This is a genomic window from Jeotgalicoccus aerolatus, from assembly GCF_014635205.1.
Taxonomy (GTDB): domain Bacteria; phylum Bacillota; class Bacilli; order Staphylococcales; family Salinicoccaceae; genus Jeotgalicoccus; species Jeotgalicoccus aerolatus.
The window spans coordinates 88,857-114,563 of the sequence record NZ_BMCN01000002.1 but is presented as its reverse complement, the minus strand read 5'-3'; the positions used below and the strand labels follow the sequence as shown (position 1 = coordinate 114,563).

Below are 25,707 nucleotides of genomic sequence, written 5' to 3'. Positions count from 1 at the left end.
TGTTTATAATGAACTATATACAATTTTTTAAGTAGGAGCGAAATCGCAATGATTAGAAAAAATGTCCTTGGATGGGCACTTTTACTATCGCTGTGCGTGATTTTAGCAGCTTGTAGTAATAATGACGAATCCTCTGATAATGAATCTGAAACAGATGAAACCCGCGAAACTGAAACCAGTACAAAAGAAGAAGCTGAAGATGCTTCAGAAGAGGCAGATGATACTGTTGAAGAAGCGCAGGTGCCGGAGGAGGATGAAGTCGTCCACGTGACTGCCGAGCAGAGTCTCGAAGATGTCATGAATGAGCTCATCGTCCACTTTGAAGAAAATAACGAAGGTATTAAAATCGATGTTCAATATGGCCATACGACATCGCTGACTGAAGATTTAATTGAAGGCAACGACCAGGATATGGACATTTATTTTTCGAGCGATGATGATGGATATGACTCGCTGGTCGATGCGGGAATATTAAATCAGCTCGCGACGAAGTATTTGCTGATTAATGAATTGGTTCTTGTGACAGATGCTGACAATGACGATATTAGTACTTACAATGATATTTTCAGCAATGATGATACGTCACTGGCAATCGTAGATCCTGAAGAATCACTGTCCGGTACATATGCCGAAGAGCTGATTCAGGGTGAAGAAGATAAAAACCTGAATCCCGAGAGCATGCAGGCACTTGAAAATACCGACAGTGTCGTAGAAGAAATTACTCAGGGAGATTCAGATGCAGGTTTTCTGCTCCGTACAGATGTATCGGATAATGAAGATTTAAAAATTATTTCACGTGCACCGCGTTCAATATTGAGTCCTTTAGTATACGGACTGGGCTTGTCCCACAGTGTTGAAGACGGCAGCGCAGCACGCGCTTTCTACGATTTCTTACAGTCGGAAGAAGCACTTGAAATCTATACGAACCATGGCTACATTGTTTAATTGCTGTATCAGGCAGAACCTTTCTTATGAAAGGTTCTGCCTTTTTTCATTCATTTACTTTTATAAAAGATAAGACTAATATTAAATTAACATTGTTTGTGAAGGAGAAAATCAAATGAAAAACAGTTATAAGCTGAAAGCTGCTATGGTGATGATTCTTATACTAACTGCAGCAGGACTCAGCGCATGCAGCAGCGGGGAGACGTCAGAGACTGAAACAACGACAGTAACTGTTTCAGCAGCAGCAAGTCTGACTGATGCACTTCAGGAAGCCGCAGATGTGTTTCACGATGAACACCCCGAAATACAAATAGACTTTAACTTCAGCGGTTCTGGTGCGCTGCAGCAGCAGATCAGTCAGGGGGCACCGGCAGATATGTTCTTCTCTGCATCACAAAGCGACTTTGATGTCCTGGTTGAAAATGGGCAAATTGATACAGAACACTCGAAAGCACTGCTGATGAATGAACTGGTACTGGTGACACCACAAGACGATCAAACAGTAGACTCATTTGAAAATATTACTGAAGCAGACCAAATTGCTGTCGGGACACCGGAATCAGTCCCCGCAGGGAAATATGCGATGGAAACCTTTGAAACAATGGGCATCGCAGAAACACTGGATCCATTACTCGTTTATGCAGAAGATGTTCGTGCTGTTTTAACATACGCAGAACGCGGTGAAGTTAATGCAGGACTGGTGTACAGAACAGATGCCTTGACGAGTGATGCAGTTGAAGTGGCAGATACGGCACCGGAAGACGCTCACTCACCGATAGTGTATCCTGTCGGCCTGATAAACGAATCTGAAAATGCTGAAGCAGCAGAGGCATTTTATGAATTTCTGCAGACAGAAGACGCTTTAGCCATATTTGAAGAATATGGATTCACTGCTCAGTAATTACGGAATTACGACAGAGGAGTTTTTGACACCGGTTCTTCTGTCCTTAAGAGTAGCGGCGATTGCGCTAGTACTGTCGTTTATCTTCGGTACACTGGCTGCACAGTTTATGACGCAGAAACAATTTAAAGGAAAAGTTATTTTAGAAACTATCATCATGCTGCCGATCGTTTTGCCGCCGACAGTCGTAGGTTTTATTCTGATCGTTATATTTGGCAATAACAGCATTGTCGGCGAATTGATGGAATGGCTGTTCAGCAGTTCGATTATTTTTACTTGGTACGGGGCAGTGCTGGCGAGTACGGTCGTCGCATTTCCTTTAATGTACCAGGCGGCGAAAACTGGATTTTTAAGTATCGATAAAGATATCGAAGACGCAGCGAGAGTTGACGGGGCGAATAATTTTCAAGTATTCATGAAAATTACATTGCCGATGTCGGTAATACCATTAATGACAGGTGCCATTTTGAGCTTTGCCAGAGCGATCGGAGAATTCGGTGCCACTTTGATGATTGCCGGGAATATTCCGGGAAGGACGCAGACACTGCCGACAGCAATCTATGTCGCACTGCAATCTGGCAATATGACGCTGGCCTGGCTGTGGGTCGTGACAATCATCATTATCTCGTTTGTGATGCTGCTATTTGTACGGACAAAATCAGTGAAATAAATATCCCCTAAGGTTGAACTCCAGCGTTCAACTTTAGGGGTATTTCTATGTTGAGAGCGCATATTTTGATGAAAATCAGAGCAATTGAGCTTTGATGGACAGTTCATTCACAACGGGAAACCGCCATTGTCCTCCGCGAACTAAACTTAAACTGAACCCCTCACCAGCAGCTTTGCAAAGAACCATTTTTTATCAAACCACTATCTTTTTATGTAAGATAGTTGACGGGAGCTTTCACATCTAGTATATTTCATTACAAGATAGTCAAACTAACGGCTGTCTTATAAAAACACCAACTATCTTTCTATAACAGATAGTTAAGGCGGGAGGCCGGAAATGTCAGTCAGTGATCAGATTATGAAAGGACTGCTGGATGGTGCAATACTGGGGCTCATTTCTCAGGGAGAAACTTACGGTTACGAAATCACAAAAAAATTAGAAGACCATCAATTTCCGGATATCAGTGAAGGAAGTATTTATCCTGTGCTGCTCCGTCTGAATAAAAAAGGATACGTTAACACGAGAATGGTGAAGTCAGACAGCGGCGGACCGAAGCGAAAATATTATTTTATCAGTGAGGCCGGAAAAGAAGAATTGAAGATATTTAAAGATAAATGGGAAAAATTAAACTCAGGCATGAACAGCTTGGTCAGGGGTGAGTAAAATGTTAAGTGAAGAAGCGGAGAAATTTTTAACAGAATTTAGAATTGAGATGATGGCACACGGTAAAGATGATGAGGCGATCGATGATATGGAGGCAGAGCTTGAAGACCATTTAATTCAGGCTGAAAAAGACGGTAAGTCCGTAAAAGATATTACAGGCGGTTCAGTAAAAGAGTATATCAAAAATATTTCCGGGGAAATGCCTGCTGCAAATAATATTAAAAAGTATATTACTTTGTTTATCGTGTATCTTGCAGGGATCTTAACGGTGCCCACATTAATTTCAGGTACTTTTGAATGGACACTCAGCAATTTGTTATATTACGCGGCGATTATCGTACTCGGTCCATTTGCTTTATATGCAGGGTTTAAAAAGATTCTTGTAAATTATGCCAACTTTAAAACTGAAAAACTTGATATTAAAGGATACGCAGTCAGTTTTATTTTCAGCTTTTTATTTATGGGGGTATTAGTCGGTTCCCTATTTCTAGTTCGGCGTTATCCGCTTGTGACTTTCTTTGAACCAGCAAGTAACGTCAATATCACAATCGGTTTTATATTACTGGCAGTACTGGTTATTGGATCACTGCTAATGAAACAATGGTTCTATGCAGTACTCGCTTTCCTGTTAGCGGCTCCCGAAATTATCGCGAAAATATTTGCGGACGGCGGACCAGAGAGTGAGAATTATATTATTATTTCAAGTGTTGCATTGTTTGCGGCTGTAATAATAATATTCAGTATCTTGATTATTAGCAGCAAGAGAGACGCGCAGAAAAAATAATTGACTTTTTACCATAAAAGTTGTAGTATATATCGTGCACATACACACATTATAAAACACACGTTTAGTAAATAACTAAGTTATGGATTACACATTCGATCCACACAATCGAATATACTAATCTGTAGAGGAGGGCTTACTATGGCAGGTCCAAGAAGAGGCGGTCGTCGTCGTAAAAAAGTTTGTTATTTCACAGCAAACGGAATTACACACATCGACTACAAAGAAGTAGAACTTCTTAAAAAGTTCATTTCTGAACGTGGGAAAATTCTTCCTAGACGTGTAACAGGTACTTCAGCGAAGTATCAGCGTCAGTTAACTGGTGCGATCAAACGTGCACGTCACATGGCATTGTTACCATACGTTAAAGAAGAACAGTAATATATTACTGAACACCTGATATCATTGATATCAGGTGTTTTTCTTTTTTGGATTTATTCTTTATATTATTTACCCATATTCAAATTTTTAAATAGTGAAATCTTTCCTTTCACACTGATAAATGCTACTATCTGGGAAAACATAGAAGGGGCGTATAATATGTATGATGTAATTATTGCAGGCGGCGGCTCTATGGGAATTGCCGCGGCTTATTTTAGAGCAAAACAGGGGGCACGTGTGTTGGTGCTGGATCAGTTTGAAATACCTAACCAAATGGGGAGTCATCATGGCATGACGCGCATGCTCAGATTGAATTACGGTCACGGCAGCAGTTACGTCCCGCTTGCTCTAGATTCGATAAAATTATGGCGCGAACTTGAAGCGGAGACCGGCAGAGAATTATTCAGGCCGACCGGTGCAATTACAATCGGTCCGGCGGATTCAAATTTTCTAAAAGAGACGATAGAGAGTGCAGCAGATCATGGTATTCCTCACAAGGTGATGAATGCCAAAGAATTGAGAGCAAAATGGCGCGGTTTCAACATCGCCGATGATTTTATTGGTTGCTGGGATTCCAGTGCCGGGTTTTTATTCAGTGAGGACTGCATTACAGCTTATAAAGACGGTGCCATCAAATTCGGCGCTGAGATTCATGAAAATGAAGCAGTTACTGCTTTAAAATCGACAGAGGACGGTGTGACAGTTGAAACTGATAAGGGCACTTATCAGGGTAAAAAGGTCATTGTCACTGCAGGTGCCTGGCTTCAAAAATTACTTCCTGAAATTGATTTACATATACAGCCCGTCAGGAAAACCATCAGTTGGTTCAAACCGCTTGAAGATAATATTTACGTATGTTCGAAGAAGGTACACCGGAGCAGCTTCGGCGCGTGACAGAAGCGTTTCTTAAAATGAAAAAATTTGATATTGATAAGCTGGAAAAAGCATTTCAGGAAAAATAACCTCCAATTTTTGGAGGTTATTTTATTTTGGTACATTTGATTAAAAGGAAAGGCGGAAAGGTGTTTAGCTTTTGGATTCTGTCTTCTGGATAATGCTCACGTACCTCGGGCGAATCTCCTAATTCCTTTACAACTTCTATATTTAATTGATTTTGAATCAGACTATTTAAGATAGTATCCATTTTATGATGATACTTTTTTATCACAATGCCATCACGCCAATAAGAGTTTCTGCTGCTTTCTTTAAAATAGTGATCGACCCGTGCATACAACCCATGCGTATCTTTCATAACAAGATTTTTTGTTTCAGTTGCTGTTTGAATCGGGTGCTCAATCGTAAACAGTACATTTCCGCCTGGGTTTAAAAGTGAATAAAGTTTTTTAGCCAAAGCATCAAAATCTTCAATGTAATGAAATACCAGTGAAGAGATTATGACATCATACTTGTCGAGATGAGATGCTGTTAAAATGTCTCCATGAATGAAATCCATATTGTTTAAACTTTCCTCTGAGCGGCAATGATGAATCATCTTTTCTGAAGCGTCGATGCCAGTTAACAATTTCGGCTGGAAATTCTGTATATATTTTAAAAGATGCCCAAATCCGCAGCCGATATCGAGAACATGTTTGTTTTTTAAATCGGGCATATATCGTTGAATTTCAGGAAACTCAACAATTTCATTGTAGCTTAAAGGCGAGTGGCGTATTTCTTTATACATATTAAAAAAATTCTCTTCATCGTACTGGTTATGCATCCTGATTCCTCCTGAAAAAATCCTCTATAAAAAATTTATAGAGGATAGCTTTGAATCTATTTATTGTTTTCTGTATCTGTCAGTTCTTCTTTCATATTAACGATCGTAAATGATTTACCTTCCAGTTCAACGGTGCGTCTGTTGCCGTCTTCATGAATAATTTGTGCAGCATCCATATAGCTGTCATGTTTTCTTTTTGCTGATTTACTGTTCTCTGACTGTCCTGGATGATTGATGTCTTCAAGCTGCATTGGCTGATCCGTATGTGTTTCCTGTGCTTTTAAAACATCATCTTGTGTAATGAGCTCGCCTGCATTGTCTTCGGTCTGCTTGATTTTATCTTCCTCCGTGCGGACGAGTAATAAAATATCGCCGTTGTCGACCGCATCTCTATATTTAGAATAATCTTCTCCAGTTAAGTTTAACTGGTTTGCGACACGTGCTTTAGAATTCTCATCTAAAAACTTGGCTGCAACTTTATCCCACATTGTCCCGTCTGCTTTTTTAAAAGGGACACGTGTATATCTTAAAAATGTTGCTTTAAAACGGTCTTTAGCGACGACCGTCATATTGGAGTCTTTCACACCTTCTGCCCGCAGTTCGTAAATTTTATCGCTGAGTGCATCTGTATTTGAATAGATTTCAATTGTTGTCATACTCAATCCTCCATCACGTTCTTTTATAGTATTTATACCCTGATACGAATGTCCGAAACTCTCACTATTTTTCTATATTGACAAATATTTCTTATTACTTATATTTATAAGTGAGGGAGGGCAATTATGCAACTAAATCATCTGGAAATTATGTCCCGTCGTCAGGAATACAGCGTGTCCCAAAAAACTCTGGCTCAAAAAATAGGCGTGTCTGTTTCGACGGTCAGCCGTCTTGAACGGGGTGAGAACGTTACTTTTCTTTCGGTTGTAAAAATAATGGAAGCATTGGATTTAACACTCGAAGATATTATTATCCGGGTGTCGCCTGCAGCGGATTTGGACATACTGGATGAGCTCGACAGAATTAGAGAACAGCGCTTATTGTATTCTCTCGAGACTACCCTGAAAAAATTAACTTTGGCTGAATGGCGCAGCAAAGAAAAACTGTCCATCTATTATGATTGGCATAAGGCAATTCTGCTTCAAGAAGAAAAAAAGTATGCCGCTGCACTGAAACTTATAAATTCAGCACTGAAGCGTACACATAATAAGGATTCTTTGGAATATTTAAAAGTCAGTCTATATATGGCAAAGGGCAATATTTTGTATCTCAGCAAAAAGAACGGGCTGTCGTGCTACATTGAAGCGGGCCGGATTTATAATCGGTATTCTAGGAAAATTAATTATAAGACAGGGGTTAAACTGTACTTCAATATTATGAATGGGTATTGCCGGACTGGAAATTACGAAAATATAAACAGCTATGCCAAAAAAGCGAAATGTCTGCTTAATAAACATGAATCGACTTATTTGATTGGTAAAATAACAGATCTTGAAAATAAAGCCGGTAAATATTTAAATGGGGATGAAGTTGTGTGACAAACATTAAAAATTTCTCATATATGATATCGGGCGAATAATTTAATAGTTTTCTGACAATTGAACTGTATATAATTAAGTCACTCTGATAAACAGAGAAAATCTTAGAAGGAGAACTTGATTTATGAAGAATATTTTCAGGAAAACTTTGATGTCTTTTGGCATCATTGCAATTTTGTTTGTTTTTAATACGGCAGCAGATGCTGAAGAGATTTCTCAGCATAATAATTGTGACTGCCCTGACTTTGAGTTTTGATGCGCAGGGCGATGCCGCCCGGCAGTCCTGACTTTATCAGTACAGCAGGCAAAATTCAGGTCATCACTGCACTTGAGAATATGCTTAAGTTCAATGATGATCAGGAATATATTGATCACTGCAAGTACTGTATCGATATTGTCAGGCAGGGAGTAGAGTTCAATTATTATGAAGTTCTTGATTTTATCGGAGTGACCAGCGAGCCTGTGCCCGCTGAAGTTTCAATTGAAGTGATATTTATTATGAAAATGTTCGACCATATTTCATTATCTTTATCGAAATTGCCCCGTGCAGCAGCGGATTATGTAGAACTGGAATGTTACACAAAGTTTTGCGGTTTTGAAACTTCAGCGGCGGTATATCTTTCCTATTACATATTTTTAGTCAGGACTCAACAATACCGCGTGCCTATATTTAAAGAAGCTTTGCCGATTACTTTGATTCATTACCGGGATATGCTTTTGAGATATGAACGTTATAAGAGATACCCGCGGCTGACCGAGGAAATGATGATGGATATTTGTGTCAGACGTGAGCAGCAGATGAAATTAATACTATAAAAAACCGGGGGATAATTTATAAATTATCTCCCGGTCCCTTTTCTATATCCGCTTCTACGCTGCTGCGGTTTACATCACGATTTAAAGAATCATCATCAAATGCGAGCAGGAAGTTTCCGTTTTCCAATGTCTTTAAATGTGTCGACACGAGATCCGGATTCAAGCCTGAAGCATTTAGGAAATCTTCAGCTTTAGCATTTTGGGTAAAGAAATCTTTAAAAGATAAGTTTTTTGAATGTGGGTTGTAAGTACAGCCCATATAGTCTGTCCAGTCCGGTTCTAAATCTTCAAGTCCCAGAATATTAAAGTCTTCTTCGTAATAATTTTCTTCTTGTTTCAACAGGTCTATTCTTTCTAAAATCTCATCTAATGAAGTATACTTTTCAATGTATTGCATTATGTTCACCTCTCGCTTAAAAGTTGTTAGTAGTCTATTCCCCGAGCGCTCACAATTAAACTTCCCTGCAAAAACGCTTAAATTCTCAAAATTCCGAACATTAAGAGTGGCTTCCATATCTAACGATAGTGTTTTATAATAAGACATATTTATTATCTATGCATTATTGTTTGACCGTTCGGATTTTGTTATAATAGGGAAATTAATATTTTATATCAGTTGCAGAATACGACAAATAATTTAATCAGGAGGCAGTTTTTTATGTGGGAAGATAAGTTTAAAAAAGAAGGACTTACATTTGATGATGTATTACTTCTGCCGGCTCACTCAGCAGTACTACCTAAAGAGGTGGATTTGAGTGTTGAATTAGCACCGAATCTTAAGTTGAACATTCCTCTAATCAGTGCGGGAATGGATACAGTGACTGAATCGAAAATGGCGATTGCTGTTGCACGTCAGGGCGGTCTTGGAGTTATTCATAAGAACATGTCTATTGAGCGTCAGCGTGATGAAGTAGAAAAAGTTAAACGTTCAGAAAACGGCGTAATTAAAGATCCGTTCTTCCTGACTAAAGAAGAGCAGGTATTTGCTGCAGAACATTTAATGAGCAAATACAGAATCTCAGGTGTGCCGATTGTTAACAATCCTGAAGAGAAAAAACTGATCGGAATTATTACAAACAGAGATATGCGCTTTGTTGAAAACTTCTCGATGACTATTGATGAAGTAATGACAAAAGATAATCTCGTCACAGCACCTGTCGGTACGAAATTAGAAGACGCAGGTCGTATTTTACAGCAGCACCGTATTGAAAAATTACCGCTTGTTGATGAAAACGATGTACTTAAAGGGTTAATTACGATTAAAGATATTGAAAAAGTTATCGAATTCCCGAATGCAGCGAAAGATGATCAGGGCAGACTTCTTGTTGCAGCAGCAATTGGTATTGCGAAAGAAACAGAAAAACGCGCAGAAGAGTTAATTCAAGGCGGCGCTGACGCATTGGTTATCGATACTGCACACGGACATTCACAAGGTGTGCTCGATGCGATTAAAGATATTCGCAGCAAATTCCCTGATACGACATTAATCGCTGGGAACGTAGCTACTGCAGAAGGTACACGTGCACTCATCGAAGCTGGTGTTGATGTCGTTAAAGTCGGTATCGGCCCGGGTTCTATTTGTACGACACGTGTCGTGACAGGTGTCGGAGTACCGCAGATCACTGCTGTCTATGATGCAGCTTCAGAAGCGAGAAAACACGATAAGGCAATTATCGCTGACGGCGGAATCAAACTGTCAGGAGATATCGTTAAAGCCTTAGCAGCAGGCGGACATGCTGTAATGCTCGGCAGTCTGTTAGCTGGAACGGAAGAATCACCAGGTGAGACGGAAATGTTCCAAGGTCGCCGTTATAAAACATACCGCGGTATGGGTTCATTGGGTGCAATGGAACAGGGATCTAAAGACCGTTATTTCCAGGAAGACACTGAAGCGAAAAAATTCGTTCCGGAAGGTATCGAAGGACGCACGGAATACAAAGGGCCATTATCTGAAACAGTGTATCAGCTGTTAGGCGGTTTACGTTCAGGTATGGGTTATACTGGAAGTGCCAACTTAGAAGCGTTAAGAGAACACGCACAATTTGTTAAAATTACAGGTGCTGGACTGATTGAAAGTCACCCTCACAATGTTCAAGTAACAAAAGAAGCACCAAACTACAGTATATAAGGAGTAATTCTTTTATGGAAATGGCTAAAGAGCAGGAACTTATTTTAGTAATTGATTACGGCAGTCAGTACAATCAGTTAATTACACGCCGTATTCGTGATCTTGGAGTATACAGCGAGCTGCATAACCCGAGTATCACAATTGAAGAAATTAAAGAATTAGATCCTAAAGGGATTATCCTGTCAGGCGGACCGCGTTCGGTATATGCAGACGATGCATTTACCGTTGACCCTGCGGTATTTGACCTCGGCGTGCCTGTATTAGGTATATGCTACGGTATGCAGCTGATGATGCAGTTAAACGGCGGAGAAGTCGTTGCATCTAACGAAAAAGAATCCGGTGCAACTGATATTAAAGTCAACACTGAAGCGGATATCTTTAAAGGACTGGCGACATCAGAAACAGTATTGATGAGTCACAGTGATAAAGTAACGAAACTGGCTGATGGTTTTGAAGTTATTGGTGAAACAGAACTGTGTGCAAATGCAGCAGTGAAACACATTGAAAAGCCATTCTACGGACTGCAATTCCACCCGGAAGCAAAACATACAGTGAATGGTGACACAGTGCTTAAAAACTATATCCGTGATATTTGTAACTGTACTGGCGAATGGACAATGGAGAATTTTATCGATATTGAAGTTGAAAAAATCCGTGAAACAGTCGGCGGCAAACAAGTATTATGTGCGATGAGCGGCGGTGTCGATTCATCTGTCACAGCAGTGCTGCTGCATAGAGCAATCGGCGATCAGCTGACATGTATATTTGTAGACCACGGCCTGCTTCGTAAAGGAGAAGCGGACATGGTCATGGAGCAGTTCGGTGAAGGCTTCAATATGAATATTATTAAAATCGATGCACAAGAACGCTTCTTATCTAAACTTGCCGGAGTCTCTGATCCGGAACAGAAACGTAAAATTATCGGTAACGAATTTATTTACGTCTTTGATGATGAAGCATCGAAACTGGAAGGTATTGATTACCTGGCACAAGGGACTTTGTATACTGATATTATTGAATCAGGTACAGAAACAGCGACAACGATTAAATCACACCATAATGTGGGCGGACTGCCAGAAGATATGCAGTTTGAATTAATCGAACCGTTAAATACGCTGTTCAAAGATGAAGTACGTGAGCTGGGGGTAGAACTCGGCATCCCTGAACACTTAGTTTGGAGACAGCCATTCCCTGGTCCTGGACTGGGTATCCGTGTACTGGGTGAGATCACACCTGAGAAATTAGAAATCGTACGCGAAAGCGACTGGATTTTAAGAGATGAAATCCGTAAAGCAGGACTTGAAAGAGATATCTGGCAATACTTCACAGTGCTGCCGAATATCCGTTCAGTCGGTGTAACCGGAGACTACAGAACATATGACTATACAATTGGTATTAGAGCGGTAACGAGTATCGACGGTATGACAAGTGAATTTGCAAGAATTGACTGGGAAGTGCTGGAGAAAATCTCTAAACGTTTAGTCAATGAATCGAAACACATTAACCGTGTGGTTTACGATATTACAAGCAAGCCGCCTGCGACGATTGAGTGGGAATAACACTATGGAGCCAAAAACCTTATTGAAAGGTTTTTGGCTCTTTTTTCTCTCATTCAGACTAGGACAGGGTATCTATTCAATATAAAGCCAGAAAAAATGTAATCATATTATCGGGAGGCGTAAACATGGATTTTAAAAGTGTACCGAGAAGAGCCTATACCAGCGGCCCTACACCTATTGAGTATTTAGAAAATCTTTCTAAACTTTTAAATGGTCCGGATATTTTTATAAAAAGAGATGACTATCTTGGCTTGGCCGGCGGCGGCAACAAAACGAGAAAGCTGGAGTTTTTACTTGCTGATGCCTTAAAGAATAAATCGGATACTATCATTACATGCGGTGCTGTACAGTCTAATCATTGCCGGCTAACTTTATCAGCAGCGAAAAAAGAAAAAATAGACTGTCATTTGGTATTGGAAGAAAGGGTCCCTAATAGTTACAGCCCAACAGCAACCGGCAATAATTTACTGTACAGTGTATTGGATGCAGATAGTAAAACAGTCGTGCCGGGCGGTTCGGATATGATTAAAGAGATGGAGAAGGTTGCCAAAAAAGTAGAAGCGGAAGGTAAAAAACCTTACATTATTCCAATGGGCGGTTCAAATGAAATCGGTGCACTTGGATACGCAGCGTGTGCAGAAGAAATCAATTTACAGCTGAAGGAAGATCAAATAGATATTGATTATATAATTACACCTACCGGAAGTAGTGGAACACATGCTGGTCTGCTTTTAGGAATGGGAGAGAGTAGTCGCAGCATTCCAATTATAGGCATCAGTGTAAATAATCAAACAAAGGCTCAGGAAGAGAAGATTTTTAAGCTGCTTGAACAAACATCGGAGTATTTAAATATAGAAAATAGAATAGAAAAAAGTGCGGTTAAGGTGCTGGATGATTATATTGGTCTAGGATATTCCTTGCCGAGTGATGGAATGATAGAAGCGGTTAAACTGCTGGCTCAAAGTGAAGGTATTCTATTAGACCCTGTATACACAGGTAAAACGATGCACGGTTTAATTGATTTAATTCGATCAGCATATTTCAAAACAGACGATAAAGTGTTATTCATGCATACGGGCGGTTCACCGGCATTATTTAATTACGGTTCATTATTTCAATAAAAAAAGGGCTGATATCAGCCCTTCTTACTGTGCTATACTATCTTGCTTGGTATGCCTCATCCCAGAGATTTAACTTAGTGCCAATGTTTTTCTCTAATGCATTCTGATAAATTCTATAGCCCCAAGCCACATCGTAGACCGGTTGTCCGCCTAAGCCGTACAGGATGATATCTTCATCTGATGTTCTGCCTTCAGCCTTTCCGGTAATAACGTCCCCAATGTTCGTAATAATCTCTGGCGTCATTTTATTCTCGTGTATCCAGTCTAAAAACTGCCTGCCGATGACACCCATAGTCGGATTGTAGTATGGGTAGGAGTCTTCATCTGAGGCTGCTTCATACATTGCCCAGTTGTCGACGACCAGTTTCATTGAGTTAATTGCAAATACAGAATCAAAATCTCCGCTCGAAGATACTGTAAATAAAGCGCCGGCTTTAATCCAGTTACTTTCGATTTTTGGATTAGCTTCACCGGCAGTAGCCAAGTTAATAATATCGCATTCTATAATTGCTTCTTTTAATGTGGTGACAACTTGGACGTCTAGTTTTGGGAAGTTATCGTTCAGTCTCTTTTTTAAAGTCTCGGCGGTAGATTTAATTACATCATAAATTTTAACTTTCTCCAATGTCTGGCAGACGTCGAGTATGGCTTCAGCACTGGAAACGCCAATCGATCCTGCACCGACGATGCTGAATACTTTGGAATTCGGACGGGCTAAATATTTTGCACCGACTCCCGGAATCGCACCTGTCCTCCATGCACTCAACAGGTTTGCCGATTGGTAGGCAAGTGGTACCCCTGTATCGGTATCATTTAATGTCATCATTAAAATGGAGCGCGGCATGCCTTTACTGATATTTGCAATGTTTGATCCGTACCATTTGCAGCCCGTCACGTTATATTCTCCGCCTAAATAGGCCGGCATGGCCATGAATCTTCTGTCAGGTCCGTCTTTAGGCATCTTGTCATGTTGAGGTTTCTCTGGAAAATCAATCAGTATACCATGTGAATTATCGTTTAGTCCGCCCATGATATAATCGCCGTTACTTAACAGGGTGAATACTTTTTCCATTTCATTAATACATTCATGCATATTCAGTACGCCGGCAGCTATCATATCTTTTTCATCTAGGTACAGAAAATCTACTCTGGCTGGTGTCATATATTCATCCCCTTTATGAATCATTAATAGACAATGAGTTCATCGTGTTTTTTTGTAAATGGTGTAATGAACTCGTAACCGTCTTTTGTTACTAATATGCTGTCACCAACTTGAGTGCGGTAATTTTGACCATCTGCACCGCCGTCGACTGCAAATATCATCCCTTCTTTTAATATCGTCTGGTCTCCTTTAGCCAGCTGAGGCGCGCCATTGACAGAGAATCCCAAGGAACGTCCTGCTCTGAAAGGTATAGGGTAGCCGGCCGACTGAATGACTTCTGCATAGGCTGAAAAAACATCTTCGGCCACTGCACCAGGTTTGATTTCCGACAAAGCGGCTTTCTGAGAAGCTTCTGCTATATTCAGCAGACGCGATACTTCTTCATTGCCTTTACCGACAAATAAGGTTCGGTCAAAGCCGAGATAGAAACCTTTAAAACTGACAGCACCGCAATGACATATAAATAATGGCTCACCATGTTTAAGTTGTGTCATGCCGGCTCTGTGATGGCACATCGTTGTAAGTTTACCAGCAGCCATAATCTGCTGGTGATTACTTATATTCGGATAGTTGAAAGGTTCATCTTCCTCATAATATTTTTTCATCAATTCTGCAGCTTTATAGGTCCCGGCTCTTTCAGCAGCTAATGACACTTCGAATTCATAAACCCCCGGTGCTGCAACTTCCATTGCAGCTTCCAGCATAGCAACAGCAACTTCTCCAGTATGACGTGCGATTTGTATCTCATAATCATCTTTAATCATGCGCATACTTTCAACGATAGGGCAAATGTCCTCGATATTATTTTGATTTTTGTGTTCTACGATAAAGTCCCAAACTACTCTTGGTATTTTAAGATAATCGATGCCGAGACGCTCACTGTCTGCTTTACTTAGCAGCTGTGATAACGGTTTTCTCCACTCGTTATCAAGACCGTCTGTCCAGGGAATTACTTGTGTTAAGTCAGTTTGAGCATTGGCCATTTCTTCTTCCATCGAGGGTGTAATCAAATATGACTCACCATTTTGCATTAACACAAACAGTTCTGGTCGTCCCCATTCGGCCCCTAGTGCACTGTGATAACCTGTGAAATAGAAAATATAGCTCGGATCTGTAATCAGTATGAGTGAATAATCGAGGCGCGTCATATGCTCAAGCAATCTTTTTCTTCTTTGCATAAAATACTTCATGTGTGACATCTTTCATCCCCCCTGATATTGCAATTTACATGGCTGATGTTTCGACCCCTTTGACAGAATCCACTAATAATTTTTGATCTTTAAATTCAGTGTAAAAGAAAGCCTTATACACTTTTTCCTGTTTTAGAATTTCAATTTCAGGAACCTTATAGATTTTATATTTGTGTCTAGCCCATTTGATCAGTAATTTCTCTGTTTTTGCCACAGATTTTTCTATACTTATTGCTGACTTTATTAAAGCACTGCTGTCGATGTTCAGCGGTTCATATTCAGGGAACATATTTGAAAGTGCAGCTTCGCCTCTGACTAAATCGACAGTAATAGCCGAGTAGATTATTCTTGGTTTCATGAACATTCTCGGGACTTTGATTTTTGCGTATAAAATTAAATTAGGATAACAAACAATTTCTCTTCCGTCTAAGTCATATGGTGTTTTTATAATGTTTACACTTTTTATATCATCCATCGCTCACTTTTCTCCTCTGTTATTTTTGAGTAAAAGGTTTGGCGCTGTTAATATTATTTTCCAACAAGGCAGATACAATATCTTTATCAGTTTTTAGTTTAATGTTACTTGTGTTCACTTGTTTAACAGCTAGTTGATCAGAAGGTAAGAATTCTGGTGTGCCCACTTCATTTTTCTCTGTATACGTTTCCCACATTTTTTCGAATTGTTCGCCTTCCGGTGGTTTTGTAAAGAGACTGACAATCACAATAGTGATCAGAGCAGCAATGAATGCTGGACCGCCTTCATAGATATCGATTGGAGACCAGAAATACCGATGAGTGCAATCATTTTAACATCGCGGCTATTTCTTAAAGCCATATAGCGTACGAGCACGTGCGGTGCACCATTAAAACCTACACCGATAAACAGATAACTGATAATCGCAACTATACCTGCAAGCGTAAGAGCGGGATTACCAAAGAAGGGTTTTAAGAAATCTGAACCCATCGCTTCTGTCAGTGCAAAGCCCATCTCATTAAATCCGCCGATTTTAAAAATCCCTACAACTGGCAGAACGACAAAGACAAAAGCCATTAATATCCCTTGGATAAAGTCAGTGACTGTCACTGCGAAGAAACCGCCAACGACTGTATAGAGTATTGTAATAATCCCGCCGATAATTACGCCGACAGAAAAATCAATGCCCAAAATAACTTCAAATAATATACCGAAAGCAACAAACTGAGCACATATGTACACGGTTTGAAATATTGTCATGACGATGATAGATATAATTCTCATTACATTTGAATCATCTTTAAAACGTGCAGATAGGAAATCGGGAACGGTGAGAGAGTTTAAAATTTCTGACAGACGGCGTATTGGTTTTGCGAAAAATACCCAGTTTATAATTGAAAACACGCTTGAAACAGCATTCCAAGCTGCACTGAGACCCGTAGAATACGCTTCTCCGGGTAAGCCGGCAGTCATAAACCCGCTGCTTTCAGATGCTTTCTCACTCATCGAAATCACCCATGGATTTAACTGTCTTCCACCTAAGAAATATGCAGAAGATCCTTCTGAACTGTATTTACCGGACCATAGACCGATACCGAGCAGCATAAGCAAGTAGAGTATGAGTATGATTAATATACCTGTACTTTCCAAACTAAACCTCTCCTTTTAGTTTCTCTTTTTTATTAATTCATCTTCCAGTTTTTCTCGTTTTACTTCTTTGAAGTACCAAATGACAACTGATGTAATCATTAAAACTGGCGGGACAACGATAATAATCCAGCCTTCTAAAGGAAAACCGCCCATTTCTTGCAACTCCTTTCACATGTATTCTTAAATATTTCCCGATATGCATTCGCGAGATAAATTATATTTATAAACACTTTTAGGCAAAGTGGATGATGTTGCGCATCCCCTTTGCCTAAAACTTGTTTAAATATGTCGAATAAATCTAAAAAAACGAAATATAAAGAATTTTCAATTTTACTTAAAATTTAACACACGACCAAAATAATGTAAATGTGTGAGCGTGTCTCGAAATATATATAAATGATACAGCTATTTAGTGAGAGTAATTTAAAAACATCCCCTAAAGCTGGATATTCTCCAGCCCAGGGGACATTTTTTATGTTGCTGGAGGATTTTCTACTTCTTCAGGGTAGTGCTCTTTAATATATGCATCGCGTTCTTCAGATGATATTTTAGCAATACCAAATCCTGTTGCAGCGAGAATGACTGCAATCACAGGGACTGTAAAGTTAAGTATAGCGAATGGTGCATATTCCCATGCTGCGACACCCAACGTACCGTAAATGAAGACACCGCAAGTGTTCCACGGAATGAATACGGAAGTTAGTGTACCGCCGTCTTCAAGCGAACGCGACAGGTTTTTAGAATGAAGCTTGTTTTCAATATATGTTCTTAAAAACATTCGTGACGGCACAACAATAGAAATATATTGCTCAGAGCATGTTGCGTTTGTTGCAAAACACGAAACAATCGTAGCAGATATAATACCCAATGTGCCTTTGGCAATTTTAAGTATCTGATTCATGATTGCCCGGAGCATTCCAGTGTATTCCAGAATCCCTGCGAAAGTCATGGCGACAATAGTCATGGACACTGTATACATCATATCGAGCAGACCGCCGCGGTTAAACAGTTCATTGACCATCTCGTTATTTGATTCGAGGACAAAACCGTTCATTAAAAATGATGCAGATGCAGCGAGTGTTTCTCCCTGAACTAAAATTGCACACAGTGTACCGAGAATGACACCGACAATTAATGCCGGTACTGCTTTAACTTTTAATACAATACATAGAATAACTAACGCAGGTACTAGCAGCAGCCAGGGGCTGATAACAAAGTTTTCATTCATAGATGTCATCATGACCTGAATATCTTCGGGCGATGATGTATTGGTGCCAATCACGTTGATTCCAATAATAAAAAAGACAATTAATGAAACAATCAACCCCGGAACTGTCGTAAACATCATATGCCTGATATGTTCAAATAAATCAGTGTTTGTCAGACCGGAAGCGAGGTTTGTCGTATCGGATAATGGCGACATTTTATCTCCAAAATAAGCGCCTGAAATCACTGCACCGGCAATCATGGCAGGATTAATTCCCATACTGACGCCGATCCCCATGCCGGCAACACCAATCGTTGCCATTGTAGACCATGAACTGCCGATTGCGAGTGAAACGATGCCGCAAATAATACAGATCGTCACAAGGAAATACTGTGGGCTGATAATCATTAAACCGTAGTAAATCATCGTAGCGACAACACCGCCGCCGATCCATGATCCGATAATCAGACCTACCATCATAATGATGACAACTGCCGGCAGAGCCAGTTTAATCCCCTTATACATCATTTCTTCTAGGTCATCGAACTTAAATCCATTAATGATTGCAACAAGCGCAGCTGTTATCGTGCCAATAATCAGCGGCAGATGCGGGTCTGTTTCTAGAACAACAATTGCGTAAAGCATCGTTACTACCATAACAAGCAGCGGTATGATTGCCATGAAAAACTTAAATTCTTTCTTTGTCTCATGCTCAAATAAATCTTCTTTGGCCATTGTAATCCCCCTTTGTTTGCTTTAATTATACATAGAGAAAGCGCTTTCTCAAGAGGGCGGACAATATTTCTTAATAACGTAATCGCCACATATAAAAAGTTGCATAGGATTCCCAGCCTTTCCAGCCCGCTGTATAATTTAAAATCTCTTGTTTAGTGGGCTTTCTATCCATGTTCAGCTGATACTTAATTGAATTGATCAACCCGATATCATCGATTGGAAAAGCAGCAGGGAAACGAAGGCAGCGCATTAATACATAATTTGCAGTCCATGGCCCAATGCCGCGAATGTGAGTCAATTCTTTTTCCGCCCGTTTAAAGTCGCTCATTTTTAAGAGTTTATCTTTAGATAGTTCACCTGTTGTCATGAGCTTAGCCAAGCCTATAATGTACTCACTTTTTCTGCCTGTCATTTTTATATCTGACATATCTTCAGCATTCAGTTCGGCGATGGTTTCACAGGAGGGAAAAGACCAGTATTTCTTATCATTGTATGTGATAGATTCTCCGTACTTTTCTGCAAATTGTCTTTTTAAAGAATAAGCAAATTTCAAATTAATTTGCTGGCCTAATACTGCCCAGCATAAAGCTTCAAAAAGATCCGGTATTCCAATTAATCTTAAGCCCTGTACTTTTTTGACAGCATCTTTAAGCAAGTCATCCTGACTGGCCATGTTATAAAATGGACGGATATCACGATCTAAATCAAACCACTCACAAATATACTGTACGACGGCTGCTTTATCTGCTGCTGATTTTGGTGCAGTTCCTCTTAAGAAATGTACGGTTAGGCAGTCCTCGTTATTAACGCTGAGCTGTACGAGTACTTGTAAATCTCCGATATGAATAAGTTTTATGACTGTATTTTCAATCACTTCGTACATACACTCGTTGGGATCTCTCTGTAAATAATCGAGATTATTTTTGAAGTTAAATATATCCGGAAGTTCTATATCAATAGACTGATTATGTTCTGTCCATTGCATCAGTATCATCGTCCTTTCGAATAGAGTGCTTATTATCATTTTAGAACTGTCAGATATTTTATACAATTCATTGTCTTATTTTTAAAATTACAAGTATGATATGTGTAATCAAATCATGAGGGTGGTGAGAAAATGAAGCAGCAGAGCTTAATGTTAACTTATGGATTAGTATTTTTAATTACCGCAATTTGGGGCTTGAACGTCGTCTTTTTAAAAGTCCTCGTAGAAAACCTTCCGCCTCAGACGATGACAGCTTTTCGTATAATGATTGCTGGTATTACAGCGATTATTATTGTTTACTTTGCTAAGTCACTGAGAGCTTTATCGGTAAGAGAGTGGCTTTACACAGCATTCGGTATGATATTCGGTGTGATTCTGCATCACCTGACACTGGCGCTGGGTCTGATGACCACAGCAGCCTCAACGGGGTCGCTGATACTGTCGTTAGTCCCTCTGGCAACAGCTGTACTTGCTGTCATTTTCTTAGGTGAGCAGCTGACTAAAATGAGAGTGCTGGGTTTCATATTAGCGCTGACAGGTGTTTTCTTCATTCAGGGCGGTTCCTTTTCAGGACTAAAATTATCACAGGGTGAACTATTATTATTTACATCGATGTTTGCTCAAGCAATCAGCTTTATTTTTATTAAAAAAGCGACAGCAACGCTGGATTCAAAAGCCGTGACCGCAATTATGAATCTGGCGGGGTCCGTCGGGCTGCTCCTGATTGCCTTTATTGCAGAACCAGACGGTTTATCCAACATGACGTCAGCATCATTAGGGGTATACATAGTGCTCTTTACATCCGGTATCGTTGCGACAGGCATCGGGCACATGGTATTTAATTCAGCTATCCAAAAAATCGGGGCGTCAAAAACAGCGATCTTTAATAACTTTGTGCCGTTCTTTGGTGTCCTGTTTTCAGTCATTTTTCTCAATGAAATGATCGAACCAGCTCAGCTGATCGGCTTTGTATTTATCGTCGCAGGTGTGCTCTTTGGTACGGGATATATAGAAAGAGTGTGGATGAAGAGACAAAGTAAAAAGGTGAGGTAAAATCGTACGTTAATTATAATTTTTAATAAATAAACGATAAAAATCTATTTAAACCGAACATTTATAAATTAATATTAAATTATATTCGTTATTTAGCTTGATTAACTCGACTTTAACCCGTAAAATATGAAACAAGATAAAATTGATTATAGGAGTGTATTCAATTGGATTTAATTTACCGGGGTAAAACTAAAGACGTTTATAAAGATAATAATGGAGAAACTGTTTTATATTTTAAAGATGACATGACAGGTAAAGATGGAGTTTTTGATCCGGGAGAGAATCAGGTGGGTCTGAAAGTTGAAGGGTCAGGTAAAGCCGGACTTCAAATGACGAGCTTTTTCTTCGAAAAATTAAATGCAGCGGATATTCCGACACACTATATTAGTGCGGATGTGGAAAAACGTGAAATGAGAGTTAAAAAAGTATCTGTATTCGGACAGGGACTGGAAGTAATTTGCCGATTCAGAGCAGTGGGAAGCTTCCTTCGCAGATACGGTGCCTATGTAGAAGAAGGTGCAGAACTTCCGGCGTATGTAGAAGTCACTCTAAAAGACGATGAACGTCAGGATCCTGTAATCAATGAAGCGGCGCTGGAAGCACTGAATATTTTAAGTGGTCAAGAATACAAAGAAATCGCAGAATTAACAGTGAAAATCAGTGAGCTGGTTAAAGAAGAACTGGCAGTAAAAGACTTGGAACTTTACGATATTAAATTGGAATTCGGCCGAGATGAAGAAACAGGTGAGATTCTCTTAATCGATGAAATATCAGGCGGAAATATGCGTGTTTATAAAGATGGGGCATATATTGAACCGTTGAAATTGAATGGATATATGTTTGAGGAATAATTTTAAAAAACCTTCCAGTCACTAATTGTGATTGGAAGGTTTTTCAGTGTATATCTTAGTCATCCAGCTTCAGTTTTTTCAGCTGTTCAGCCAGGGCATTATTAATCGGTTCTTCTTTCTGATTAACGTATTTATTCACTGTACGCTTATCGACACGGCCTCTGTTTTCTTTTTTCTTCCGCGCTTCGAAGCTCGACATTTTTTCACGGTGACCGCAGACACATCTGAAAACCTGCCCGTCGCCCGATCCGCTCAGCGTCATTTTCTTCTTACATTTCGGACATCTCGCGTTCGTTATTTTTTCAACGTTACGTTTATATCCGCATTCTCTGTCCTGGCATACGTGCATCGTGCCTTTTTTGCCTTTGACTTCCAGCAGCGGTTTGCCGCATTCAGGACAGTCTCTGCCTGTCAGATTATCGTGCTTGAATTTCTTCTCGCTCGCCTTGATTTCTCTGACAATCTCTTTCGTATGTTCTTTCATATCTTCGATAAACTTCCGTCTGTTCATTTTACCTTTTTCAATCTGTTCAAGCTGGGTTTCCCATTGAGCAGTAGTGACAGGGGATTTTAAGATCTCCGGTGCCAAATCTAAAAGCTGTCTTCCTTTTGAAGTGAGTTTAATTGCCTGGCCGTTCTTCTCCAGATAGAAAGTATTGAACAGTTTATCGATAATATCTGCCCGTGTTGCGACTGTGCCAAGCCCGCCGGATTCTGCCAGTGTTTTCTTATGTTCTTTGTCCATCTGGAAGTATTTCGCAGGGTTTTCCATAGCTTGAAGCAGTGATGCTTCCGTGAAACGTGCAGGCGGGGTTGTTTCGCCTGTTGTTTTCCTGATCTTGTTTACAGTCAGTTTATCACCTTGTTTTACATCAGTTGTAATGTCAGATGATTCTTCTTTATAAACAATTTTGAAGCCCTGATTTAATACTCTGTTGTATTTTGCTTCGAGTTGTTCACCGTTGATTTCAGCAGTGACAGTTGTCACTTCATACTCATACGGCGGCAGCAGCACACTCATAAATCTCTGAACAACCAATTCATAAATCCGTTTTTCGCGTTCTGTAAAGTCAGCAAGAAAAACCGGACTTTCAGTTGGAATAATAGCATGGTGATCGCTTACCTTGCTGTCGTTGACGAAGGAGCTGTTTGTTTTAAGCGGTGCTCTTAAAACACGTGCGGCAACTTTACTGAACTGACCGATGCCGCTGACTTCGACTCTCTCTTTCAATGTATCCACGATATCTTCCGAAATAAATTTAGAGTCCGTTCTTGGATAGGTTAGTACTTTGTGACGTTCATACAGAGCCTGCATCGTCTGCAGTGTTTCTTTTGCAGACATGCCGAATATCTTATTGGCATCTCTCTGCAGTTCTGTCAGATCATACAGACCAGGAGCGAATTGTTTCTTTTTCTTCTTTTGAACGTCTTTAACAATTAATGAAGCAGCATTCAGCTTTTGGCTGACTTTATCGATTTGATTTTCATCGAAAGTCGAGTAGCCTTTGCCGTCTGTCCATTTAAAGGTCAGTTTATCCGTAACGACATCAAGTCCGTAGAACGTTTTCGGTTTAAAGTTTTTAATTGTCTCATCCCGCGCTTGAATAATTGCGAGTGTTGGTGTCTGTACACGGCCGCAGTTAAGCTGGGCGTTGTGTTTTGTCGTCAGTGCACGGGTCGCGTTTAAACCGACATACCAGTCAGCTTCACTTCTTGCAGCGGCTGCCTGATAAAGATTGACATATTTACCTCCCGGCTGAAGGTTTTTAAAGCCATTCGCAATCGCTTTGTCGGTTACTGAAGATATCCATAACCGTTTTACCGGCTTATTAACTTTCGCATAATCAAGGATCCAGCGTGCAACGAGTTCACCTTCACGGCCGGCATCTGTAGCGATAATAATTTCATCTACATCTTTTCGTTTCAGCTGCGATTGCACAGCTTTGAATTGTTTCGTTGTTTTAGGAATATGAGTCAATTTCAGCGGGGCAGGGAGCATAGGTAAATCGTTGAGTTCCCACTTTTGATATTTTGTATCATATTTTTCAGGGTCCTGGAGCGTCACTAAATGTCCAAGTGCCCAGGTCACAATATATTTACTGCCTTCTAAATAACCATTACCTTTTTTACTGCAGTTCAGCACACGGGCAATGTCACGTGCTACTGAAGGTTTTTCAGCAAGTACAACACTTTTTGCCAAAAATATTCATCCTCTCGTTCATTCAATGTATCTGTTAATTATACATTTTATAAACAAAAAAACATACCGCAGGAAGATTTCCTGCAGTATGTTCGCTTCATTATTTAATATTATTTTTCTTCATACGACCATTCCCACTTTTTGCCATCTGACATGAAGTGATAAACATAATTGTCATCCGATATTTTAAAGTTATATTTGCCGGCTTGCACCGGATTTTCATTTAACACTTCAGGATTGTTGTGAACAAGATACAACAGTTCATCGTCTGTGAAGTCTTGCATTAATTCACTATATGACCAGTTCCAGTAGTCACCGTCATATGAGAAATGGAATCCATAATCACCGTAGACAAAGTTATAGTTGTAAGGCTCTTCCTGTACCGGTGCAGCATCAAGTGCAGCTGGTGAATACAGTGCCAGTTTAGCCAGATTTTCCTTTGTGACATCTATATCCATGGCATCAACTTTTTGATGAGGCACCATTTCTTGTGAGGCATTCTCTGCATTAGCATTTTCATTAGGGCCGTCCATCTGACGTGCTTGTTCTATTTGGAAAATCTCTGCGACTGCTTCGTTAAACTCTACCTGTGATATTTCTCCATTGTCTTTAGACTCTGCAAGACCACTAATTCTGTTCTGTCCTTCTTGTGACATCCAAGTAGGATCAAATCCGGTATTTGCCCAGCCGTCACCATCCGGATCAGTGTCTGCCGGCAATACTTCGCCCCAGACAGTTTTTGCACCTTCTTCTTCGTCAGCCTGTGCAGTACCTTGAACACCTGTAAACGTTAATGCTCCTGCGATTAATAGTGAACTGAGAACTGTTACTTTTTTCATTTAAATTCACCTTCCTGATTTTAAAAGAGGATTAAAAGATTATTTGTTTTCGTATGACCATGTCCATTCGTTGCCGTCATATGAAAATTTAAAGTTATATCCGTCGTAAACAAAGTCGTAGTTGTAAGGTTCGTCTTTAATCGGCGCAGCGTTTAATGTTTTCGGTGCATTAAAAGCAACACTGGCCAGATTTTCTTCAGTTGTTTCAATACCGCCGTAAGGTCCATTAATCAAGACGTGTTCTTCATCAAAAATCTCTGTGACAATCTCGTTATATTCAACTTGATTAATATCACCAACTTGGCGCTGATTCGTCAGATCCGAAATTTTTTCTCTTTGATCATCTGGAAGCCAGTCCAGACTGTAACCGCCGTTAGACCATCCGTCACCATTTAAATCACTTTGAGCGTCTACTACAGTACCCCATACTGTTCTCGCGTCATCGTATTCAATTTCGTCCGCTTGTGCTGTTTACACCCGTAAACGTCAATGCGCCTGCGACTAATAATGAACTTAATAAAGTTACTTTCTTCATGAAAATCACCTTTCTGAATATCTAACTTTATTTCTACGGTCAAGGTAACACAGGTTAAGAATTATTGCAATTATGTTACTATTGTTTCAATTATATTACGGAGCGG

Annotated in this window: 29 protein-coding genes; 15 read left to right on the top strand and 14 right to left on the bottom strand. The window is 40.0% G+C overall.

Annotation, left to right across the window (positions count from 1 at the left end; genetic code table 11):
• Nucleotides 1-48 precede the first annotated feature (48 nt).
• The 7 genes from modA (IEU81_RS06750) (at nucleotide 49) to solA (ending at nucleotide 5,238) form a co-directional block, all read left to right on the top strand.
• On the top strand, nucleotides 49-945 hold the full coding sequence (modA, locus tag IEU81_RS06750; RefSeq protein WP_186089604.1) for a molybdate ABC transporter substrate-binding protein: 897 nt from the start codon (nucleotides 49-51) through the stop codon (nucleotides 943-945).
• A gap of 115 nt (nucleotides 946-1,060) precedes the next feature.
• Nucleotides 1,061-1,846 (top strand): molybdate ABC transporter substrate-binding protein, encoded by a 786-nt coding sequence (gene modA / locus IEU81_RS06745; RefSeq protein ID WP_186089605.1) that lies wholly within the window; start codon nucleotides 1,061-1,063, stop codon nucleotides 1,844-1,846.
• The gene (modB, locus tag IEU81_RS06740; protein WP_186089607.1) at nucleotides 1,827-2,516 is read left to right on the top strand and encodes a molybdate ABC transporter permease subunit; all 690 of its coding nucleotides are present in this window, start codon (nucleotides 1,827-1,829) and stop codon (nucleotides 2,514-2,516) included. The genes modA (IEU81_RS06745) and modB overlap by 20 nt, the downstream gene beginning before the upstream one ends.
• 336 nt (nucleotides 2,517-2,852) lie before the next feature.
• Entirely contained in the window at nucleotides 2,853-3,179 is a 327-nt protein-coding gene (locus IEU81_RS06735; protein ID WP_092597551.1) for a PadR family transcriptional regulator, read from the top strand.
• Nucleotide 3,180: 1 nt separating this feature from the next.
• Nucleotides 3,181-3,963 carry a hypothetical protein gene (locus tag IEU81_RS06730; protein WP_186089609.1) on the top strand — a complete coding sequence of 261 codons (783 nt, stop codon included), beginning with the start codon at nucleotides 3,181-3,183 and terminating at the stop codon, nucleotides 3,961-3,963.
• A gap of 141 nt (nucleotides 3,964-4,104) precedes the next feature.
• Nucleotides 4,105-4,344 (top strand): 30S ribosomal protein S18, encoded by a 240-nt coding sequence (rpsR, locus tag IEU81_RS06725; RefSeq protein WP_035810211.1) that lies wholly within the window; start codon nucleotides 4,105-4,107, stop codon nucleotides 4,342-4,344.
• A gap of 159 nt (nucleotides 4,345-4,503) precedes the next feature.
• Nucleotides 4,504-5,238, top strand: coding sequence for an N-methyl-L-tryptophan oxidase (gene solA, locus IEU81_RS06720; RefSeq protein ID WP_186089610.1), 735 nt, complete (start codon nucleotides 4,504-4,506; stop codon nucleotides 5,236-5,238).
• A gap of 85 nt (nucleotides 5,239-5,323) precedes the next feature.
• On the opposite strand, the gene IEU81_RS06715 is transcribed toward solA, so the two are convergent.
• Nucleotides 5,324-6,061, bottom strand: coding sequence for a class I SAM-dependent methyltransferase (locus IEU81_RS06715; RefSeq protein ID WP_092597566.1), 738 nt, complete (start codon nucleotides 6,059-6,061; stop codon nucleotides 5,324-5,326).
• Nucleotides 6,062-6,117: 56 nt separating this feature from the next.
• The gene (locus IEU81_RS06710) at nucleotides 6,118-6,717 is read right to left on the bottom strand and encodes a general stress protein (protein WP_092597569.1); all 600 of its coding nucleotides are present in this window, start codon (nucleotides 6,715-6,717) and stop codon (nucleotides 6,118-6,120) included.
• A gap of 126 nt (nucleotides 6,718-6,843) precedes the next feature.
• Here IEU81_RS06710 and IEU81_RS06705 point away from each other — a divergent pair, with 126 nt between their 5' ends.
• From IEU81_RS06705 to IEU81_RS06700, 3 genes are all read left to right on the top strand, one after another.
• The gene (locus IEU81_RS06705) at nucleotides 6,844-7,596 is read left to right on the top strand and encodes a helix-turn-helix domain-containing protein (protein WP_092597572.1); all 753 of its coding nucleotides are present in this window, start codon (nucleotides 6,844-6,846) and stop codon (nucleotides 7,594-7,596) included.
• A 124-nt stretch (nucleotides 7,597-7,720) separates the two neighbouring features.
• Nucleotides 7,721-7,852, top strand: a complete 132-nt coding sequence (locus IEU81_RS11055; RefSeq protein ID WP_268884123.1) for a hypothetical protein — start codon at nucleotides 7,721-7,723, stop codon at nucleotides 7,850-7,852.
• Nucleotides 7,852-8,412 (top strand): YfbU family protein, encoded by a 561-nt coding sequence (locus IEU81_RS06700; RefSeq protein ID WP_092597575.1) that lies wholly within the window; start codon nucleotides 7,852-7,854, stop codon nucleotides 8,410-8,412. The genes IEU81_RS11055 and IEU81_RS06700 overlap by 1 nt, the downstream gene beginning before the upstream one ends.
• A 16-nt stretch (nucleotides 8,413-8,428) precedes the next feature.
• Here the strand turns inward: IEU81_RS06700 and IEU81_RS06695 are convergent, their stop codons facing one another.
• Nucleotides 8,429-8,809, bottom strand: coding sequence for a hypothetical protein (locus IEU81_RS06695; protein ID WP_092597578.1), 381 nt, complete (start codon nucleotides 8,807-8,809; stop codon nucleotides 8,429-8,431).
• Nucleotides 8,810-9,070: 261 nt separating this feature from the next.
• Between IEU81_RS06695 and guaB the strand changes: the two genes are divergently transcribed.
• From guaB to cuyA, 3 genes are all read left to right on the top strand, one after another.
• Entirely contained in the window at nucleotides 9,071-10,540 is a 1,470-nt protein-coding gene (gene guaB, locus IEU81_RS06690; RefSeq protein WP_092597581.1) for an IMP dehydrogenase, read from the top strand.
• A gap of 14 nt (nucleotides 10,541-10,554) precedes the next feature.
• Entirely contained in the window at nucleotides 10,555-12,099 is a 1,545-nt protein-coding gene (gene guaA / locus IEU81_RS06685; protein ID WP_092597584.1) for a glutamine-hydrolyzing GMP synthase, read from the top strand.
• A gap of 125 nt (nucleotides 12,100-12,224) precedes the next feature.
• A complete protein-coding gene (gene cuyA / locus IEU81_RS06680) occupies nucleotides 12,225-13,220 on the top strand; it encodes a D-cysteate sulfo-lyase (protein WP_186089613.1) in 996 nt (331 codons plus the stop codon).
• Nucleotides 13,221-13,257: 37 nt separating this feature from the next.
• Here cuyA and IEU81_RS06675 read toward each other — a convergent pair whose 3' ends face one another.
• The 8 genes from IEU81_RS06675 to IEU81_RS06645 all read right to left on the bottom strand — a co-directional run bounded on the left by IEU81_RS06675 (nucleotide 13,258) and on the right by IEU81_RS06645 (nucleotide 20,123).
• Complete coding sequence (locus tag IEU81_RS06675; protein ID WP_186089615.1) at nucleotides 13,258-14,382, bottom strand: tyramine oxidase subunit B; 1,125 nt, start codon at nucleotides 14,380-14,382, stop codon at nucleotides 13,258-13,260.
• Between the two features lie 23 nt (nucleotides 14,383-14,405).
• On the bottom strand, nucleotides 14,406-15,581 hold the full coding sequence (locus IEU81_RS06670) for a M24 family metallopeptidase (RefSeq protein ID WP_231957200.1): 1,176 nt from the start codon (nucleotides 15,579-15,581) through the stop codon (nucleotides 14,406-14,408).
• 25 nt (nucleotides 15,582-15,606) lie between these two features.
• Entirely contained in the window at nucleotides 15,607-15,930 is a 324-nt protein-coding gene (locus tag IEU81_RS06665) for a hypothetical protein (RefSeq protein WP_188352523.1), read from the bottom strand.
• Nucleotides 15,931-16,066: 136 nt separating this feature from the next.
• A complete protein-coding gene (locus tag IEU81_RS10985; protein WP_231957199.1) occupies nucleotides 16,067-16,294 on the bottom strand; it encodes a hypothetical protein in 228 nt (75 codons plus the stop codon).
• A gap of 8 nt (nucleotides 16,295-16,302) precedes the next feature.
• Nucleotides 16,303-17,196 carry a sodium:solute symporter family transporter gene (locus tag IEU81_RS06660; protein ID WP_231957198.1) on the bottom strand — a complete coding sequence of 298 codons (894 nt, stop codon included), beginning with the start codon at nucleotides 17,194-17,196 and terminating at the stop codon, nucleotides 16,303-16,305.
• Nucleotides 17,197-17,211: 15 nt separating this feature from the next.
• Nucleotides 17,212-17,349 carry a hypothetical protein gene (locus IEU81_RS06655; RefSeq protein WP_186089618.1) on the bottom strand — a complete coding sequence of 46 codons (138 nt, stop codon included), beginning with the start codon at nucleotides 17,347-17,349 and terminating at the stop codon, nucleotides 17,212-17,214.
• Between the two features lie 319 nt (nucleotides 17,350-17,668).
• On the bottom strand, nucleotides 17,669-19,138 hold the full coding sequence (gene nhaC / locus IEU81_RS06650; RefSeq protein WP_186089619.1) for a Na+/H+ antiporter NhaC: 1,470 nt from the start codon (nucleotides 19,136-19,138) through the stop codon (nucleotides 17,669-17,671).
• 70 nt (nucleotides 19,139-19,208) lie between these two features.
• Entirely contained in the window at nucleotides 19,209-20,123 is a 915-nt protein-coding gene (locus IEU81_RS06645; RefSeq protein ID WP_186089720.1) for a DNA-3-methyladenine glycosylase family protein, read from the bottom strand.
• Between the two features lie 132 nt (nucleotides 20,124-20,255).
• On the opposite strand from IEU81_RS06645, the gene IEU81_RS06640 reads away from it, so the two are divergent.
• Complete coding sequence (locus IEU81_RS06640) at nucleotides 20,256-21,176, top strand: DMT family transporter (RefSeq protein ID WP_186089621.1); 921 nt, start codon at nucleotides 20,256-20,258, stop codon at nucleotides 21,174-21,176.
• A 164-nt stretch (nucleotides 21,177-21,340) separates the two neighbouring features.
• Complete coding sequence (locus IEU81_RS06635; protein WP_186089622.1) at nucleotides 21,341-22,027, top strand: phosphoribosylaminoimidazolesuccinocarboxamide synthase; 687 nt, start codon at nucleotides 21,341-21,343, stop codon at nucleotides 22,025-22,027.
• A gap of 55 nt (nucleotides 22,028-22,082) precedes the next feature.
• Here IEU81_RS06635 and IEU81_RS06630 read toward each other — a convergent pair whose 3' ends face one another.
• The 3 genes from IEU81_RS06630 to IEU81_RS06620 all read right to left on the bottom strand — a co-directional run bounded on the left by IEU81_RS06630 (nucleotide 22,083) and on the right by IEU81_RS06620 (nucleotide 25,300).
• On the bottom strand, nucleotides 22,083-24,227 hold the full coding sequence (locus IEU81_RS06630; RefSeq protein WP_186089623.1) for a DNA topoisomerase III: 2,145 nt from the start codon (nucleotides 24,225-24,227) through the stop codon (nucleotides 22,083-22,085).
• Nucleotides 24,228-24,337: 110 nt separating this feature from the next.
• Nucleotides 24,338-25,066, bottom strand: a complete 729-nt coding sequence (locus tag IEU81_RS06625) for a hypothetical protein (RefSeq protein WP_186089625.1) — start codon at nucleotides 25,064-25,066, stop codon at nucleotides 24,338-24,340.
• Nucleotides 25,067-25,105: 39 nt separating this feature from the next.
• Nucleotides 25,106-25,300 carry a hypothetical protein gene (locus tag IEU81_RS06620; protein ID WP_092597599.1) on the bottom strand — a complete coding sequence of 65 codons (195 nt, stop codon included), beginning with the start codon at nucleotides 25,298-25,300 and terminating at the stop codon, nucleotides 25,106-25,108.
• Nucleotides 25,301-25,707: the final 407 nt, after the last annotated feature.